This window comes from Ruegeria sp. CE9, assembly GCF_056537425.1.
The window spans coordinates 1-13,885 of sequence record NZ_JBQFRO010000014.1 but is presented as its reverse complement, the minus strand read 5'-3'; the positions used below and the strand labels follow the sequence as shown (position 1 = coordinate 13,885).

The 13,885-nt window shown below is 56.8% G+C and carries 15 protein-coding genes and 1 tRNA gene; 7 read left to right on the top strand and 9 right to left on the bottom strand.

The window, feature by feature from the left end; genetic code table 11:
* Positions 1-140: 140 nt before the first annotated feature.
* The 6 genes from ACR0B3_RS20675 to ACR0B3_RS20650 form a co-directional block, all read right to left on the bottom strand.
* Positions 141-1,403, bottom strand: a complete 1,263-nt coding sequence (locus ACR0B3_RS20675) for a TRAP transporter large permease (protein WP_480810694.1) — start codon at positions 1,401-1,403, stop codon at positions 141-143.
* Positions 1,400-1,933, bottom strand: a complete 534-nt coding sequence (locus ACR0B3_RS20670; RefSeq protein WP_480810693.1) for a TRAP transporter small permease — start codon at positions 1,931-1,933, stop codon at positions 1,400-1,402. The genes ACR0B3_RS20675 and ACR0B3_RS20670 overlap by 4 nt, the downstream gene beginning before the upstream one ends.
* Before the next feature lie 63 nt (positions 1,934-1,996).
* Positions 1,997-2,971: a TRAP transporter substrate-binding protein gene (locus ACR0B3_RS20665; protein ID WP_480810692.1), complete on the bottom strand. Its 975-nt coding sequence runs from the start codon at positions 2,969-2,971 to the stop codon at positions 1,997-1,999.
* Positions 2,972-2,993: 22 nt separating this feature from the next.
* Entirely contained in the window at positions 2,994-3,536 is a 543-nt protein-coding gene (locus ACR0B3_RS20660; RefSeq protein ID WP_480810691.1) for a 3-hydroxyanthranilate 3,4-dioxygenase, read from the bottom strand.
* Positions 3,537-3,743: 207 nt separating this feature from the next.
* Positions 3,744-3,869, bottom strand: a complete 126-nt coding sequence (gene ykgO / locus ACR0B3_RS20655; RefSeq protein ID WP_005648635.1) for a type B 50S ribosomal protein L36 — start codon at positions 3,867-3,869, stop codon at positions 3,744-3,746.
* 90 nt (positions 3,870-3,959) lie between these two features.
* Positions 3,960-4,034, bottom strand: a tRNA-Val gene (locus tag ACR0B3_RS20650).
* A gap of 149 nt (positions 4,035-4,183) precedes the next feature.
* On the opposite strand from ACR0B3_RS20650, the gene ACR0B3_RS20645 reads away from it, so the two are divergent.
* Positions 4,184-5,056: an N-formylglutamate amidohydrolase gene (locus ACR0B3_RS20645; RefSeq protein WP_480810690.1), complete on the top strand. Its 873-nt coding sequence runs from the start codon at positions 4,184-4,186 to the stop codon at positions 5,054-5,056.
* Between the two features lies 1 nt (position 5,057).
* On the opposite strand, the gene ACR0B3_RS20640 is transcribed toward ACR0B3_RS20645, so the two are convergent.
* Positions 5,058-6,311, bottom strand: coding sequence for a DNA polymerase IV (locus ACR0B3_RS20640; RefSeq protein ID WP_480810689.1), 1,254 nt, complete (start codon positions 6,309-6,311; stop codon positions 5,058-5,060).
* Between the two features lie 89 nt (positions 6,312-6,400).
* Here ACR0B3_RS20640 and ACR0B3_RS20635 point away from each other — a divergent pair, with 89 nt between their 5' ends.
* The gene (locus tag ACR0B3_RS20635; RefSeq protein ID WP_480810688.1) at positions 6,401-6,808 is read left to right on the top strand and encodes an NUDIX domain-containing protein; all 408 of its coding nucleotides are present in this window, start codon (positions 6,401-6,403) and stop codon (positions 6,806-6,808) included.
* A 256-nt stretch (positions 6,809-7,064) separates the two neighbouring features.
* Here the strand turns inward: ACR0B3_RS20635 and pyrF are convergent, their stop codons facing one another.
* Entirely contained in the window at positions 7,065-7,769 is a 705-nt protein-coding gene (gene pyrF, locus ACR0B3_RS20630; RefSeq protein ID WP_480810687.1) for an orotidine-5'-phosphate decarboxylase, read from the bottom strand.
* A 133-nt stretch (positions 7,770-7,902) separates the two neighbouring features.
* Here pyrF and ACR0B3_RS20625 point away from each other — a divergent pair, with 133 nt between their 5' ends.
* Together ACR0B3_RS20625 and clpB are read left to right on the top strand one after the other, a co-directional pair.
* Positions 7,903-8,223: a hypothetical protein gene (locus ACR0B3_RS20625; RefSeq protein WP_170687504.1), complete on the top strand. Its 321-nt coding sequence runs from the start codon at positions 7,903-7,905 to the stop codon at positions 8,221-8,223.
* Positions 8,224-8,349: 126 nt separating this feature from the next.
* The gene (clpB, locus tag ACR0B3_RS20620; RefSeq protein ID WP_480810686.1) at positions 8,350-10,968 is read left to right on the top strand and encodes an ATP-dependent chaperone ClpB; all 2,619 of its coding nucleotides are present in this window, start codon (positions 8,350-8,352) and stop codon (positions 10,966-10,968) included.
* A gap of 75 nt (positions 10,969-11,043) precedes the next feature.
* On the opposite strand, the gene ACR0B3_RS20615 is transcribed toward clpB, so the two are convergent.
* Complete coding sequence (locus ACR0B3_RS20615; RefSeq protein WP_480810685.1) at positions 11,044-11,421, bottom strand: VOC family protein; 378 nt, start codon at positions 11,419-11,421, stop codon at positions 11,044-11,046.
* 40 nt (positions 11,422-11,461) lie between these two features.
* Here ACR0B3_RS20615 and ACR0B3_RS20610 point away from each other — a divergent pair, with 40 nt between their 5' ends.
* The 3 genes from ACR0B3_RS20610 to msrQ all read left to right on the top strand — a co-directional run bounded on the left by ACR0B3_RS20610 (position 11,462) and on the right by msrQ (position 13,651).
* The gene (locus tag ACR0B3_RS20610) at positions 11,462-12,001 is read left to right on the top strand and encodes a winged helix-turn-helix transcriptional regulator (protein WP_480810684.1); all 540 of its coding nucleotides are present in this window, start codon (positions 11,462-11,464) and stop codon (positions 11,999-12,001) included.
* Positions 12,002-12,132: 131 nt separating this feature from the next.
* Complete coding sequence (gene msrP, locus ACR0B3_RS20605; RefSeq protein WP_480810683.1) at positions 12,133-13,032, top strand: protein-methionine-sulfoxide reductase catalytic subunit MsrP; 900 nt, start codon at positions 12,133-12,135, stop codon at positions 13,030-13,032.
* A gap of 1 nt (position 13,033) precedes the next feature.
* Positions 13,034-13,651 (top strand): protein-methionine-sulfoxide reductase heme-binding subunit MsrQ, encoded by a 618-nt coding sequence (msrQ, locus tag ACR0B3_RS20600; protein ID WP_480810682.1) that lies wholly within the window; start codon positions 13,034-13,036, stop codon positions 13,649-13,651.
* Positions 13,652-13,885 lie beyond the last annotated feature (234 nt).

Genomic DNA, 13,885 nt, shown 5'->3' with positions numbered 1-13,885 from the left:
GGGTGCGAAATATTGCCAAAAGTGAAACATGCGGTAGTCGGTAGCCGTTGAAGCAACCGGTTCGGGTCAATCCTTATCACACATCAATCCAACGCCTAGCGAAAGGCGTTAAGGTCAGGGCGTTTTGCTCCGGCGCGGCACTACTGGATCAAGAATGTCGATAAGCTTGGAGCGTAACTCAGCAGGATCAGAACCGTGGCAACCGCGATCAGAAAGGGCCAGAGGGATTTCAGGATCGCTCCGGGGCTTGTGCCGCTCATGGAGGATGCGATGTAGAGGCCGATGCCAACGGGTGGTGTCAGCAGTCCAAGAACAAGGTTCAGGCAGACCACTACGCCAAACTGATAGGGGCTGATATCATAGGACCCTGTAGCAATTGGCAATAAAATGGGTGTGATCAGAATGATGGCAGCGATGCCGTCGATCACCATACCAACCAGCAGCAAAGCGATATTCACGATCAGCAGGAACATGAATGGGTCAGAGGTAATCGATGTGATGAGGCCTGCAAGTTGTTGTGGGATCTCCTCGTAGATGATCACCCAGCCGAACACGCTGGCCGCAGCGATCATGAACAGGATCATCGACGCGTTCGAAGCGGTACGCTTGAACATCTCACCCAGATTTTGGGGCTTCAGGTCACCATAGATCAGCCAGCCAACCAGAAAGGCGATCAGCGATGCGATGGCGGCGGATTCGGTGGGTGTGGCGATCCCGAACAGGATGCCGCCGATGATCGACACCGGAATCAGCAACGCGGGCAGGGCCGCGATCAGGGCCTGAATTGCATCAGCGCGCGACATCCAGACACCTTTGGGAAACTGCTGCGACCAGCCGATCAGGGCTATCACAAATGCAAAGGCTCCTGCCAATAGAAGCCCCGGAATGATCCCGGCAATGAACATGTCACCGATGGGAATTTGTGCCAGAACACCGAAGATGACGAACATCATCGATGGAGGGATGACTGGTGCCAGGAGGCCTCCGGCTGCCGTCGTCGCGGCCGCGAAGCCCTTGTCATAGCCCTCTTCCTGCATCGCGGGGACCATGGCGCGGGACATCACCGCGATCTGAGCGGTGGCCGAGCCAATGATGGCCGCCATAAACATATTGGCGAGCAGATTGATATAGGCCAAACCTCCGCGGAACCCGCCCACAAAAACACGCGCCAATGAAACCAGACGACGAGTCATACCTCCTTCGTTCATCAGCTCTCCGGTCAGCATGAAAAGAGGGATCGCCAATAGCCCGTAGTTCTCTAGTCCACCGAACATCTTTTGCGCGAAACTGTCATACAGAACCGTGTTGCCGCTTTCCCAGATATACCAGATCGCGGTGATCGCCAGAACGACCGCAACGGGAACTGACAATAGCAGCGTGGCCAGAAAGACAATCGGGCTCATGCGGGTGCACCCTCGGATGGACGCGCCAAGAGGTGCATCGTGGAGTGCAGCGTGGCGCCCAATGCAAACAGCCACATGACGAGCCAGAACAGGAATTTCGGCAGCCCGAGTGTCAGGGTTGGCTCGGCATAGATGAAGTTGAAGGTGCTCCCTTGGAACGCCATCGTGTCAAACGCGGCCTGCGCGATGTCGAACGGTAGGAACCAGCGCCAACAGAACCACAGCATCGCGATAGCGAACGCAAACACGACGATATCAACGGCTTTTCGGATGATCGGCTTGATCGGTTCGGGCACCTGATCGGAGAGGATTGTAATCGAGACCGAGTTTCGATGATGCAATGCCGCCGACGCGCCCAGAAACGTCATCCAGACCATGGCATAGATCGCCAGTTCATCGACCCAGAACAACGCATTTCCAGCGCTGCGTGTGACCACGTTCAGCAAGATCAACAGGGTGACGCAGACCACAAGCGCTGCCGCGCACCACAACTCGACCCGCGCCCATGCGGCTGACAGCCGGTACAACATCCCCGATCCCCTAAACAAAAGGGCGCAGGATCGACCCGCGCCCTTTCCCTGATACGTTCAATTCTATTTGGTTTCTGCCGCAGTCGCGCGCAATGCGTCAAGGGATGAGGTCTTTTCCGACCAGATGCCGTTCCATTCTTCGATCGCATCGCCGAAGAACGAGGCATCCACTTTTTTGTAGGCTTTGCCGGTGCCCTCAATCTGTTCCAGCCACTTCGCTTCGTTGGCGACATAGGCATCGATGGTGCTGTCGACATGTTTGGCCATCAGATCGCCAATCATCGCGCGATCTTCTTCGGACAATCCTGCCCAGACCTTAGCCGACACCAGCCCAACCATCGGAAACATCATGTGATCCGATTGCACGATCGTGTCGGCGTGGTCGTAGTATTTCAGCACCCAGATCAGTTCGGCATCCATATCGATGGCGTCGACCTGCCCATTGGCCAGCGCGTCATAGACCGCAGGCAACGGCATAGGCGTAGGCGCAGCCCCGACCGCGTTATAGAAATCGAGGATCGGCGTGAAAGGCGTGATGCGCAGTTTCAGACCCGACAAGTCCTCGGCGGATGACACATCGCCCCGGCTAACGATCTGGCGCAGCCCAGCCATTCCGTAACCAACGCCAACAACGCCGACCTGTCCGGGCAGGGGCTCTAGCATTGCCTTGGCTGTGTCCGAACGCAGGATACGCCCGGCGTGGCCGATATCGTCTGCCAGATAGGGTGCGTAAAAAGCCCCCAGTTCGGGCGCACGATTTGATACTTCGGCGACGGTCATGAATGCCATGTCCAGCGCACCGGTCTGCAATTGTTGCAGCATCTCGGCCTCATTGCCCAGCTGACGCGCCGGGAAGACCGATACGGAATGCGCTCCGCCACTGGCCTCGTTTAGCTCAGCGCCGAATGACTCGGCGGCTTTTGTCCAGATATGCGGTGGTGGCGTGATCAAGCCCAGACGAAATTCTTCAGCCTGAGCGGCAAGAGATGTCGCAGCCAGTACTGCAGCAGATGCGGCGATCTTAGCAAGATGTTTCATGTCTTCCCCTGTTGTTATTGCGTCAGAGTGTGACCCAGCCCTCTGGTGGCTCTTTTCCCGGATGCACGGTCTGGCAGTTCGGGCATGTTCGGTCTTCTACTGATGCATAGAATTTTTCGTAGACGGGCGGCAAGTCTTTGACGATTGATTGCAATTGCATCTCAGCCCGGTGAACCAGCGATCCGCATTCGAAACAGTACCACTCGATCGCGTCCAACTCGCCCGTTTGCCGCTTGGGCTCGATGACCAGCCCGATCGAGCCCTCTTGCAGGCGCTGCGGGGAATGGCGCACATGTGGCGGCAGCAGGAAAATCTCACCTTCGCGGATTGGAACGTCATAGAAGTCCTCTCCATCGAACAGTTTCAACACCATGTCGCCTTCGAGCTGGTAAAAGAACTCTTCGACCGGGTCGTCATGATAGTCGGTCCGTTTGTTCGGCCCGCCGACCACGGTGACCATGAGATCGGCATCTTCCCAGATTTGCTGATTTCCAACAGGTGGTTTCAATAGGTGACGGTGTTCGTCGATCCATTTCTGAAAATTGAATGCACGTAGCTTCGACATGGCCCTCTCCCTGATCAGGAAAGTTTGGCCTGTTTTTCCATAACTGCAAAGAATTTATCCGGAATTGGATATCTCGTTTTCTTATAGCTCTGCCGCAGTGGGAGCCAGGATCGCATTAATGTCGTGCCCTGAGGTCGACCGCGCTCATCATGGCATAAAAAAACCGCGCTCAGAGGCGCGGTTTCTTTAAACGGTTATGTGCAGTTCTCAGCCCTGGCGAGCTTTGAACTTGCGCTGCGTCTTGTTGATCACGTAGACGCGGCCTTTGCGACGCACAACCCGGCAATCACGGTGCCGGTTCTTGAGCGAGCGGAGCGAGTTCTTGACCTTCATGGTCTGTCTCCAATCTGCGGCGCCTTCATCAAAGACGTGGCCAGCGCCTGGGTTAATCGGGTGCCCCGGTGAACCGAAGCAATGAATTCATGGTGGGCGGTACAAGGATCGAACTTGTGACCCCTTCGATGTCAACGAAGTGCTCTACCGCTGAGCTAACCGCCCATGAAACCGTTGCGTGACCTGCCCCATAACGAAATGGGGCGCGGAACCCCGCGCCGGTAGCGGGGTCTATAAAAGGAGTCGTTGGGGGGATCAAGGGGTTTGGCAGAACTATTTTACGGTCTATGTTGAGTGCGAACAACGGAGAACCCATGTCCGATATCGCGCCACATTCAGCCTATGTTCTGGATATGCCAGCAGAGCGTACATCCTGTGTGGTGTTTGCGTCACCACATAGCGGCAGAACCTACCCAGAGTCGTTGTTGAAACGAACTGTGCTGAGCCGCAATGTGATTCGTTCGTCCGAGGACGCTTATGTTGATCAGCTTTTTTCTTCAGCGGCCGAATTTGGTGCCCCATTGCTGGCGGCCTCCATGTCACGTGCCTATCTGGACCTTAATCGCAACTCGGATGAGCTGGACCCGGCGCTGATACAAGGCGCGCGGCGCCATGGGCATAATCCACGCGTCACGTCCGGTTTGGGAGTGATCCCCCGCGTGGTGGCAAATGGCCGGGCGATATACAGCGGCAAATTGACGATGGATGAGGCGCGTTTGCGGATCGATACCTATTGGCGTCCGTATCATGCGCGCCTGAAATCTCTGTTGGCCGAATCGCATCAGAATTTTGGGCAGGCGATCCTTATTGATTGCCATTCGATGCCGCATGAGGCGGTGGCGATGGCCGGTGGTGCGCGCAGCGGGCAGCCCGAAATCGTGCTGGGTGATCGGTTTGGAGCCGCAGCCTCGGGTGTGATTGTCGATCAGATTGAGGCCGCCTTTGCCGAAGCCGGTCTAAACGTGGTGCGCAATACGCCCTTTGCCGGCGCTTATGTGACCCAGACATATGGTCGACCTAGCCGCCACCAACATGCTGTCCAGATTGAAATTGATAGGTCTCTCTATATGGATGAGGAGACTATTCAGCCGAATGGTAATTTCCAGGCATTGCGTGATGTGTTGCGGCAAGTCACGGCGCAGATTGTCGGGATCGGGTCTGATCCAATGTCCCTGGCGGCCGAATAACCTAGCGCAACGCGCGCCCCTTCACGATTGCATCGCTTCCGAAACGACGCCGGATTTCGTCTGTCGCGCGCTCTGCCTGCGATCGGCGCGCGGCACCGGGGTCCAATAGATCACCAGAGATATCGGCTTGTTCTTCCGAGCACAAATCGGACAATCCGCATCCCAGCAGGCGATAAGGCCCCTGATCTCCGACCTGATCAAATAAGCCGCGCGCAGTGCGGTAAATCCGGTCGGCGATCTGGGTCGCGTCATGCAGAGACACCCGCCGCGTGATAATCTTGTGGTTGGCGCGCTTCAGCTTTAGCGTCACCACTCGACCCGCCAACCCTCTGGCCTTGGCCCGGTCCGCCACCTTCTCGGACAGGCGCCATATGTGGCCGTCCAGAACATCGATACTGGCGGTGTCTTCGAAAAAGGTGGTCTCGTTGCTGATCGACTTCATCGGCGTATGGGCCGAAACCCGGCGTTTGTCCTGCCCGCGCGCGAGATGCCACAGGCGATAGCCCATTGATCCGAACCGTGCTGTCAGCGCTTCTTGATCCCAGCGTAGAAGATCAGCGAAGGTACGAATCCCGGCGCGGTCCAGCGAATCCTGCGCAGCAGGTCCGATGCCCCAGATCAGCCGCACGGGTTTGTCATGCAGAAACTCTGCCGTCTCGGCCTTGCCGATCACCGAAAATCCGCGCGGTTTGTCCAGATCTGATGCCACTTTCGCCAGAAACTTGTTGTGGCTCAGACCGATTGATCCGGTCAGGCCCAGTTCGTCCTTCATCCTTTTCACCAGCCGTGCCAGCATCACCGCTGGCGGCGCGCCGTGCAGCCGCTCGGTGCCGGACAGGTCCATGAACGCTTCGTCCAGTGACAGAGGCTCCACATCTGGAGTGAGCTCATCCATCATTGCGCGAATCTCGCGCGAAACGCTGGCATAAAGCGACATGCGCGGCCGGATCACTACCGCATCAGGGCACAGGGCCAAAGCCTTGAACATAGGCATGGCCGAGCGTACGCCCCGGATGCGCGCCACATAACAGGCGGTCGACACCACCCCGCGCTTGCCACCACCGATGATCACCGGCTTATCCGCCAATTCAGGATTGTCGCGTTTCTCGACTGAAGCGTAAAACGCATCGCAATCCATATGCGCGATGGTCAAATCAAACAGTTCGGGATGTGCCTTCACGCGCGGGCTACCGCAGGACGGGCAGCGCGGGCCATGTTTTAATTGGCTCAGGCAATCGCGACAGATGGCGGGCATTGTTGTGTCTTTCCGGCCAGATGCGGCTTGGCTCAGTCATTCTATCGTTTAGAATTTACCCCGAATGTGGTGGAATAAAAAGGGCAGCTATGGATTTCACCGGAGCCAAAACCGCCGTGTTTCTGGGCGATGATCTTCTGGTGATCGAAAGGGATCTGAAACCGGATATCCCGTTCCCGGGCTATCTCGATTTCCCGGGCGGCGGGCGGGAGCCTGGCGAAACACCCATCGAATGCGCCCTGCGCGAGACCTTGGAAGAAGTAGGATTGCGGCTGTCCGCCAGCGATCTCATCTGGTCGCGGCAATATGGTCAAAACTGGTTCTTTGTTACTCGGCGTCCATCAGGTGACACCAAATTGATCCATTTTGGTGATGAGGGGCAGGGGTGGAAGCTGATATCTCCGCTAGATTACCTGTCTCATCCGCTGGCGATCCCGAACTTCGTAACCCGCCTGCAAGACTATCTGTCCGAGGCAAATTCGTTCAGCGCTGTTTAAGAAGAAAACCCCCCGCGCTTGCGGGGGGAAGTAACGGATCTCAGGAAGACGCGATCCGTTGGGGAGTGTCTCACCAACAGAATCGCGCAATTCAGCCTGTTTCGATAGGTGTAAGCCGGGTGTGACAATACTCACATTTTGAATGTGTGTTTTGGGGCACAGGGGCATTTTGGCGCGGTCAGTCGGGAAATTGACCTAACGTCAACTGCTTGCGCGTTGTTCTTGCTACAATTTCCACCTGATTCCCGGAGGCTGGCTAGTGACGTGTCAAAGAATTTAACTCATTCAAAACGGCCTGAGCCGCTGCTTTGGGATCATCCGCCTTATAGATTGGACGGCCCACAACGATATGATCCGCGCCATCCCCAATTGCGCTGGCCGGGGTGGCGACCCGTTTCTGATCGCCCAAAGCAGCACCTGCAGGGCGCACGCCTGGAGTGACGATCAACCGGCCCTCGGACTGGGGCAGAGCGCGGATCAAGGCAGCCTCTTGCGGGCTGGCGATGACCCCATCCGCTCCGGCCTCGAAGGCCTTGGCGGCCCGTTCTACCACCAGCTCTTGCACGTCGCCCGATTTCAGCAGGCTGGCATCCAGATCGTCCCGGTTCAGCGAGGTCAGGATCGTCACCGCCAGAATTTTCAGGTCTTTGCCCGCCGACCCTTCTTTGGCCGCACGCACCACATGCGGGTCGCCATGAACGGTCAGAAAATCCAGATCGAATTGCGCCAGCCCGCGCACGGCGTTTTCCACTGTGTTGCCAATGTCGAACAGCTTCATGTCCAAGAATATGCGCTTGCCGTGATCCTGCTTCAGCTCATTGGCCAGCGCGAGCCCACCACCCGTCAGCATGCCCAGCCCGATCTTGTAAAACGAGACAGCATCGCCCAGCCGCTCGGCCATGGCCAGCCCCTGCAGGGCGTTCGGGACATCGAGGGCTACAATCAAACGGTCATCGGACATTGGGGGCGCTCCTTTTTGGCAAACGTCTGCGTCGTAACGGGTTCGGCACGCTCTGTCCATCTGGGTGAGGCATGTCACGCAGAATTTCCCCGGTTGTGCTATGGTGCGGTCATTCAAACCGAGGGATAGAGTTATGAAAAAGATGTTTGTGATTGGCGCAGCACTGATGCTGGCCGCCTGCGAGGAAACCCCACCAAGCACCCCGCCCGAAACCGGCGCTGCCCCTGCCCCGACCAATGACAACCTGCCACTTGTCCGAGGCTACCGGTCCGAGGATGATTGGTGTCAGCTCACCGGTGAAAGCGCCTTTACCGTTGAGTTTTTGGACCATACCGCCGATCTAGTCTCTTGCCCCACAGGTAGTAGCGCCGAGCAATCGCTGCTTGAGATGTATAATGCCCAAAAGATGGCGGAAACGGGTGGATATTCGGTCTATTCGATCCCGCGTGGCTAACGGCGGAATTCTCCGTGCAGCCCTTGAATGGGCAAAGATATTTCCCAGATTGAATGTGAGGCCCAGACCGATACGTGCCGCCAAGCGGGCGCATCCAAACCGGGCGCTTAAGAAAAGGAGAATGCTATGGACTTGAACAAGTTCACCGAGCGGGCACGAGGCTTTGTGCAAGCGGCGCAGACCATTGCGCTGCGTGAGGGGCACCAGAGGCTGGAACCCACACATATTCTGAAAGCATTGATGGACGACGATCAGGGGCTGGCGAGCAACCTGATCACACGCGCGGGCGGTGCGCCAAGCCGCGTGGTTGAGGCTCTGGACGCCGCGATGGGCAAGATCCCAAAGGTCAGCGGTGACGCGAGCCAGATTTATATGGATGGCCAGACGGCCAAGGTGCTGGACGAGGCCGCAAAGATCGCCACCAAGGCGGGCGACAGTTTTGTGCCGGTCGAGCGTGTGTTGATGGCGCTGTGTATGGTGAAATCCAAAGCCAAAGAAGCATTGGAAGCTGGTGCCGTATCTGCGCAGAAGCTGAACGAAGCGATCAACGATATCCGCAAGGGTCGCACCGCTGACACCGCATCGGCGGAAGAGGGCTATGATGCGCTCAAGAAATACGCGCGCGATCTGACCGAGGCCGCCGCCGAAGGTAAGATCGACCCAATCATCGGGCGGGATGAGGAAATTCGCCGTTCGATGCAGGTTCTCTCGCGCCGTACCAAGAACAACCCGGTTCTGATCGGGGAGCCTGGTGTGGGTAAAACCGCGATTGCCGAGGGCATGGCCCTACGCATCATCAACGGCGACGTACCGGAATCGCTGAAGGATAAAAAGCTGTTGGCCCTCGACATGGGCGCGCTGATCGCCGGTGCGAAATACCGCGGTGAGTTCGAAGAACGCCTTAAGGCCGTATTGACCGAGGTGACCGAGGCCGCCGGCGAGATCATCCTGTTCATCGATGAAATGCACACTCTGGTTGGCGCCGGTAAGTCCGACGGCGCGATGGATGCCGCCAACCTGATCAAGCCTGCGCTTGCCCGGGGTGAGTTGCATTGTATCGGCGCGACAACGCTGGATGAATACCGCAAATACGTCGAGAAAGACGCGGCCCTTGCGCGACGGTTCCAGCCGGTGATGGTCACTGAGCCGACGGTTGAGGACACGATCAGCATCCTTCGCGGTATCAAGGAAAAGTACGAGCTGCACCACGGTGTGCGCATCTCGGACTCGGCGCTCGTGTCGGCGGCGACGCTGTCGCATCGCTACATCACCGACCGCTTCCTGCCTGACAAAGCCATCGACCTTGTCGATGAAGCGGCGTCGCGTTTGCGGATGGAGGTGGATTCCAAGCCAGAGGAACTCGATCAGCTTGATCGCCAGATCCTGCAGATGCAGATCGAGGAAGAGGCGCTGAAGCTTGAGGACGACGCGGCCTCGAAGGACCGACTGGAGACTTTGCAAAAGGATCTGGCGGACCTGCAAGAACAATCCGCCGAGATGACCGCCCAGTGGCAGGCCGAACGCGACAAACTCGCGGGTGCGCGTGATCTTAAAGAACAGCTCGACAAAGCTCGCGCTGATCTGGAGATCGCCAAGCGTGAAGGCAATCTGGCGAAAGCCGGGGAGCTGTCCTATGGCGTCATCCCCGAGCTTGAGAAAAAGCTGACCGAGGCTGAAAACGCCGAAAGCAACGCCATGATGGCCGAGGAAACGGTGCGCCCGGAACAGATCGCCAGCGTTGTTGAACGCTGGACGGGTATCCCGACCTCAAAAATGCTGGAAGGTGAGCGCGAGAAGCTGCTGCGCATGGAAGATGAGCTGCATTCCCGCGTGATTGGTCAGGATTCGGCGGTGACTGCTGTCGCCAACGCCGTGCGCCGGGCGCGTGCGGGCCTGAATGACGAAGGCCGCCCGCTGGGCTCGTTCCTGTTCCTCGGGCCGACTGGTGTGGGTAAAACTGAACTGACCAAAGCCGTTGCGAATTTCCTGTTCGACGACGACAACGCGATGGTGCGCATCGACATGTCCGAGTTCATGGAGAAACACGCGGTTGCTCGTCTGATCGGCGCTCCTCCGGGCTATGTCGGTTACGACGAAGGCGGTGTGCTGACCGAAGCCGTGCGGCGCAGGCCCTATCAGGTCGTGTTGTTCGATGAGGTTGAAAAGGCACACCCGGATGTGTTCAACGTGCTGTTGCAGTTGCTAGACGATGGTGTGCTGACCGATGGTCAGGGACGCACCGTAGACTTCAAGCAGACGCTGATCATCCTGACGTCGAACCTTGGGTCTCAGGCGCTGAGCCAGTTGCCCGAAGGTGCCGACAGCGCGCAAGCGCGGCGGGATGTGATGGACGCGGTCCGGGCGCATTTCCGGCCTGAATTCCTCAACCGTCTGGATGAGACCATCATCTTTGACCGCCTCAAGCGGGCCGATATGGATGGCATTGTAGATATCCAAATGGCACGTCTGCAAAAACGACTGGCCACCCGCAAGATCGAGCTGGCCTTGGACGATGGTGCCAAGGAATGGTTGGCCAACGAAGGCTATGACCCGGTCTTCGGTGCCCGTCCGCTGAAACGCGTGATCCAGCGCGCGTTGCAGAACCCGCTTGCCGAGGCCTTGTTGGCTGGTGAGATCAAGGATGGCGAAACCGTTCCAGTGACAGCCGGAACTGAGGGTTTAATCATCGGTGACCGATTGGGAACCTCTGAGCGTCCGCGTCCGGACGATGCAGTGGTTCACTAAAGCGCTAAAAATGAAGAGACCCGCCAAAACTGGCGGGTTTCTTTGTATGACAGCACGACGCTGAAATGCCGTAGATCAAGCCTGCCCTGACAAGTCTTGAGCCAACATCATGGCGTTGCCATCAAGATCATAAAACGTCGCTGTGCTGACCATCCCTTCAAGTGTCTCGGTGTCTCCGTCAAATCGGACGCCAGCCCCTTCCAAGGCGCCGCGTGCGATGACGATATCTGAAACACCAAATACAGGGACGGTATTGCCCGGTGCAGGCTCGGCCTGCTCACCAAGGCCAAGGGTCACGCCGTCGGTTTTTGTCAACATCTCGCTCCACCCAGCTTCATCAAAATGATGGAGCAATTCGAACCCGAGCTTCTCATTATACCACTTCGCGCTTGCATGGCGGTCTTTGACCGAGATTGCGAGTGTGATGGTGTTTTCTAAGGAAACGAGAGACATGGAACTTTCCTTTTGTCCTAAAATAAAGTAACTATATTTTATGGACATAAAGCTACTTGTCAAGCTCACCTCTCGGGCCTGGTCGCTGAACATTCTCGCGCAGCTACACCAAGGGGTTCCGGGCAGGCAGGCCCCATTGCTCGCCGCTATCGGCGCAAGCCGGACAGCATTTGCGGCAAGTCTTGAACATCTGGTCAGCCTTGGCTTACTTGAACGGAACCCGGGCCACGGCCACCCTTTGCGCCCTGAATTCCGTTTCACCAAAGTCGGGATTCAGGCGGCGGCGGTAGCGGCAGAAATCGTGGCCTTGGTGCCGGATGATACTGAATTGAAGCTACTGCGCCGCAGTTGGACGATTCCTATTCTGGCGTTGACTCGCCAACCCCGGCGCTTTTCAGGGCTAAGGTCGGATCTGCGGGTGATTACTGATCGTGCTTTGTCATCCTCGCTCAAGCAATTAGAGGCGCAGGACTGGGTGCGGCGCGATATCGAAACTTCGGCGCGGCTGCCTTTTCCGACCTATCAGGCGGTCAATCTGGGCTGCGAAATAAACCGTGTTGTCGGCTTGAATATCGTGTGACAGCTATCTCCGCGCCAAAGCATGACCGGTTTACGTTACAATCCGTTCGCTCAATCGTTACGCCTGTTTCCTTGGCTCTGTGTTATCAGGCCTTACCTCACTTTCGAGGACAATGAACGACGGAGAACCAAATGGCGCATCGCTGGACCAACAAACTGACGCATGCAGACGTCACCCCAAGGGCGGCGTTCCTGAACCGGCGGCAGGTCATGGCCGGTTTGGCGGGTGTTGGGCTGGCAGGCCTTGCGCGGCCTGCGACGGCCGAGACGTTAGAGCCGAACACATGGGAAGAGATCACCTCGTACAACAACTATTACGAGTTCGGGACTCGTAAGGACGATCCCGCCAAATATGCTCGCACGCTGGTGACCGAGCCCTGGAGCGTTACCATCGATGGGCTGGTGGATCGTCCCGGAGAGTATGACTTCAAAGATATCATGTCCGAAATGACCGTTGAGGAGCGAATCTATCGTTTCCGTTGTGTCGAGGCATGGTCGATGGTCATCCCATGGAACGGGTTCGAACTGGCGGATTTGCTCAATATGGCCGGGGTTCAGGAAGGCGCGAAATACGTCGCTTTCGAGACCGCATATCGCCCGGATGAGATGCCGGGTGTCGCATATCCGGTGCTCGAATGGCCCTACCGCGAAGGCTTGCGGCTGGATGAGGCTATGCATCCTTTGACAATTATGGCGACTGGTATCTATGGAAGAACGATCCCTAATCAGAATGGTGCCCCATTGAGGCTGGTTGTTCCGTGGAAATATGGATTCAAATCGATCAAGTCGATTGTGCGTATCACTCTGACGGACACGCAGCCCCCAACCAGCTGGAACATGGCAGGTCCGCGGGAATATGGTTTCTACAGCAATGTGAACCCCAATGTGGATCACCCGCGCTGGTCCCAGGCCTCGGAACGCCAAATCGGCGGAGGTTTGTTTGCAAAGCGAATTCCGACGCTGATGTTCAACGGCTATGAGGACGAGGTTGCCAGCCTTTACGAAGGTATGGACCTGGCAAAGAACTACTGAGATGAATCAGCGCCTCAACGATCTCTTGCGACGGGTTCCCGTCTGGGCCGTCTACCTTCTGGGGGCCTTGCCTGCGCCGTGGTTGTTCTATCAGGGCATCACTGGTGGGCTTGGGGTCGAACCTATTGAGGCGCTGGAGCATGAATTTGGTGAGCTCGCATTACAGCTCTTGATTCTCGGTCTCGCGATTTCACCTTTGCGCCGGTTCGCTGGAATAAATCTGATGAAATTCCGCCGTGCCATAGGTGTTCTGACATTCTTGTATGTGGCTGCCCATTTATTGGTTTGGCTCGTTCTGGATGTTCAGATCCCCAGTCAGATTTGGGCGGACATCGTCAAGCGGCCCTACATCACAGTTGGCATGGCTGCGTTTGTTCTGATGCTGCCTCTTGCGATCACGTCCAACAACTGGTCGGTTCGCCGCCTTGGCTCTCGATGGCGCAAATTACATCGCTTGGTTTATCTGGCAGCAATTCTTGGGGCTTTGCATTATGTGATGTTGGCGAAGGGTTTTCAGATCGAGCCCTTGGTCTACCTTGCGATCATCCTTGGGCTTTTGGTGGTACGCCTGCCGGTTTCAGCCCTTCTGTATCGTACGCGGCGGGTCGATTCCGCCTGAACCGCAACCGAGTCTGTAGGTAAACATGTGTATAGGTGCCTTGAGCATCAGATCATTGTTGAGGATGCGATACGAATGCGGGGATTTCGCCAGTGGTTATTGGCGTAAATATTTGTTAAATAACAATTTAATGAAGTTCTCCAATTTTTTCTTTGTTTTCTTGAATTTTCTGCTTGCGGATATGATTGGTTATACTTAGAACGCCCTTCACCGGCGCTGCTGAGGCGGTGTTGG

Excerpts from the sequence above, each read along its gene's own strand:
- ACR0B3_RS20675 (WP_480810694.1), bottom strand. The coding sequence starts at position 1,403 with ATGAGCCCGATTGTCTTTCTGGCCACGCTGCTATTGTCAGTTCCCGTT.
- ACR0B3_RS20670 (WP_480810693.1), bottom strand. The coding sequence starts at position 1,933 with ATGTTGTACCGGCTGTCAGCCGCATGGGCGCGGGTCGAGTTGTGGTGC.
- ACR0B3_RS20665 (WP_480810692.1), bottom strand. The coding sequence starts at position 2,971 with ATGAAACATCTTGCTAAGATCGCCGCATCTGCTGCAGTACTGGCTGCG.
- ACR0B3_RS20660 (WP_480810691.1), bottom strand. The coding sequence starts at position 3,536 with ATGTCGAAGCTACGTGCATTCAATTTTCAGAAATGGATCGACGAACAC.
- ykgO (WP_005648635.1), bottom strand. The coding sequence starts at position 3,869 with ATGAAGGTCAAGAACTCGCTCCGCTCGCTCAAGAACCGGCACCGTGAT.
- ACR0B3_RS20645 (WP_480810690.1), top strand. The coding sequence starts at position 4,184 with ATGTCCGATATCGCGCCACATTCAGCCTATGTTCTGGATATGCCAGCA.
- ACR0B3_RS20640 (WP_480810689.1), bottom strand. The coding sequence starts at position 6,311 with ATGCCCGCCATCTGTCGCGATTGCCTGAGCCAATTAAAACATGGCCCG.
- ACR0B3_RS20635 (WP_480810688.1), top strand. The coding sequence starts at position 6,401 with ATGGATTTCACCGGAGCCAAAACCGCCGTGTTTCTGGGCGATGATCTT.
- pyrF (WP_480810687.1), bottom strand. The coding sequence starts at position 7,769 with ATGTCCGATGACCGTTTGATTGTAGCCCTCGATGTCCCGAACGCCCTG.
- ACR0B3_RS20625 (WP_170687504.1), top strand. The coding sequence starts at position 7,903 with ATGAAAAAGATGTTTGTGATTGGCGCAGCACTGATGCTGGCCGCCTGC.
- clpB (WP_480810686.1), top strand. The coding sequence starts at position 8,350 with ATGGACTTGAACAAGTTCACCGAGCGGGCACGAGGCTTTGTGCAAGCG.
- ACR0B3_RS20615 (WP_480810685.1), bottom strand. The coding sequence starts at position 11,421 with ATGTCTCTCGTTTCCTTAGAAAACACCATCACACTCGCAATCTCGGTC.
- ACR0B3_RS20610 (WP_480810684.1), top strand. The coding sequence starts at position 11,462 with ATGGACATAAAGCTACTTGTCAAGCTCACCTCTCGGGCCTGGTCGCTG.
- msrP (WP_480810683.1), top strand. The coding sequence starts at position 12,133 with ATGGCGCATCGCTGGACCAACAAACTGACGCATGCAGACGTCACCCCA.
- msrQ (WP_480810682.1), top strand. The coding sequence starts at position 13,034 with ATGAATCAGCGCCTCAACGATCTCTTGCGACGGGTTCCCGTCTGGGCC.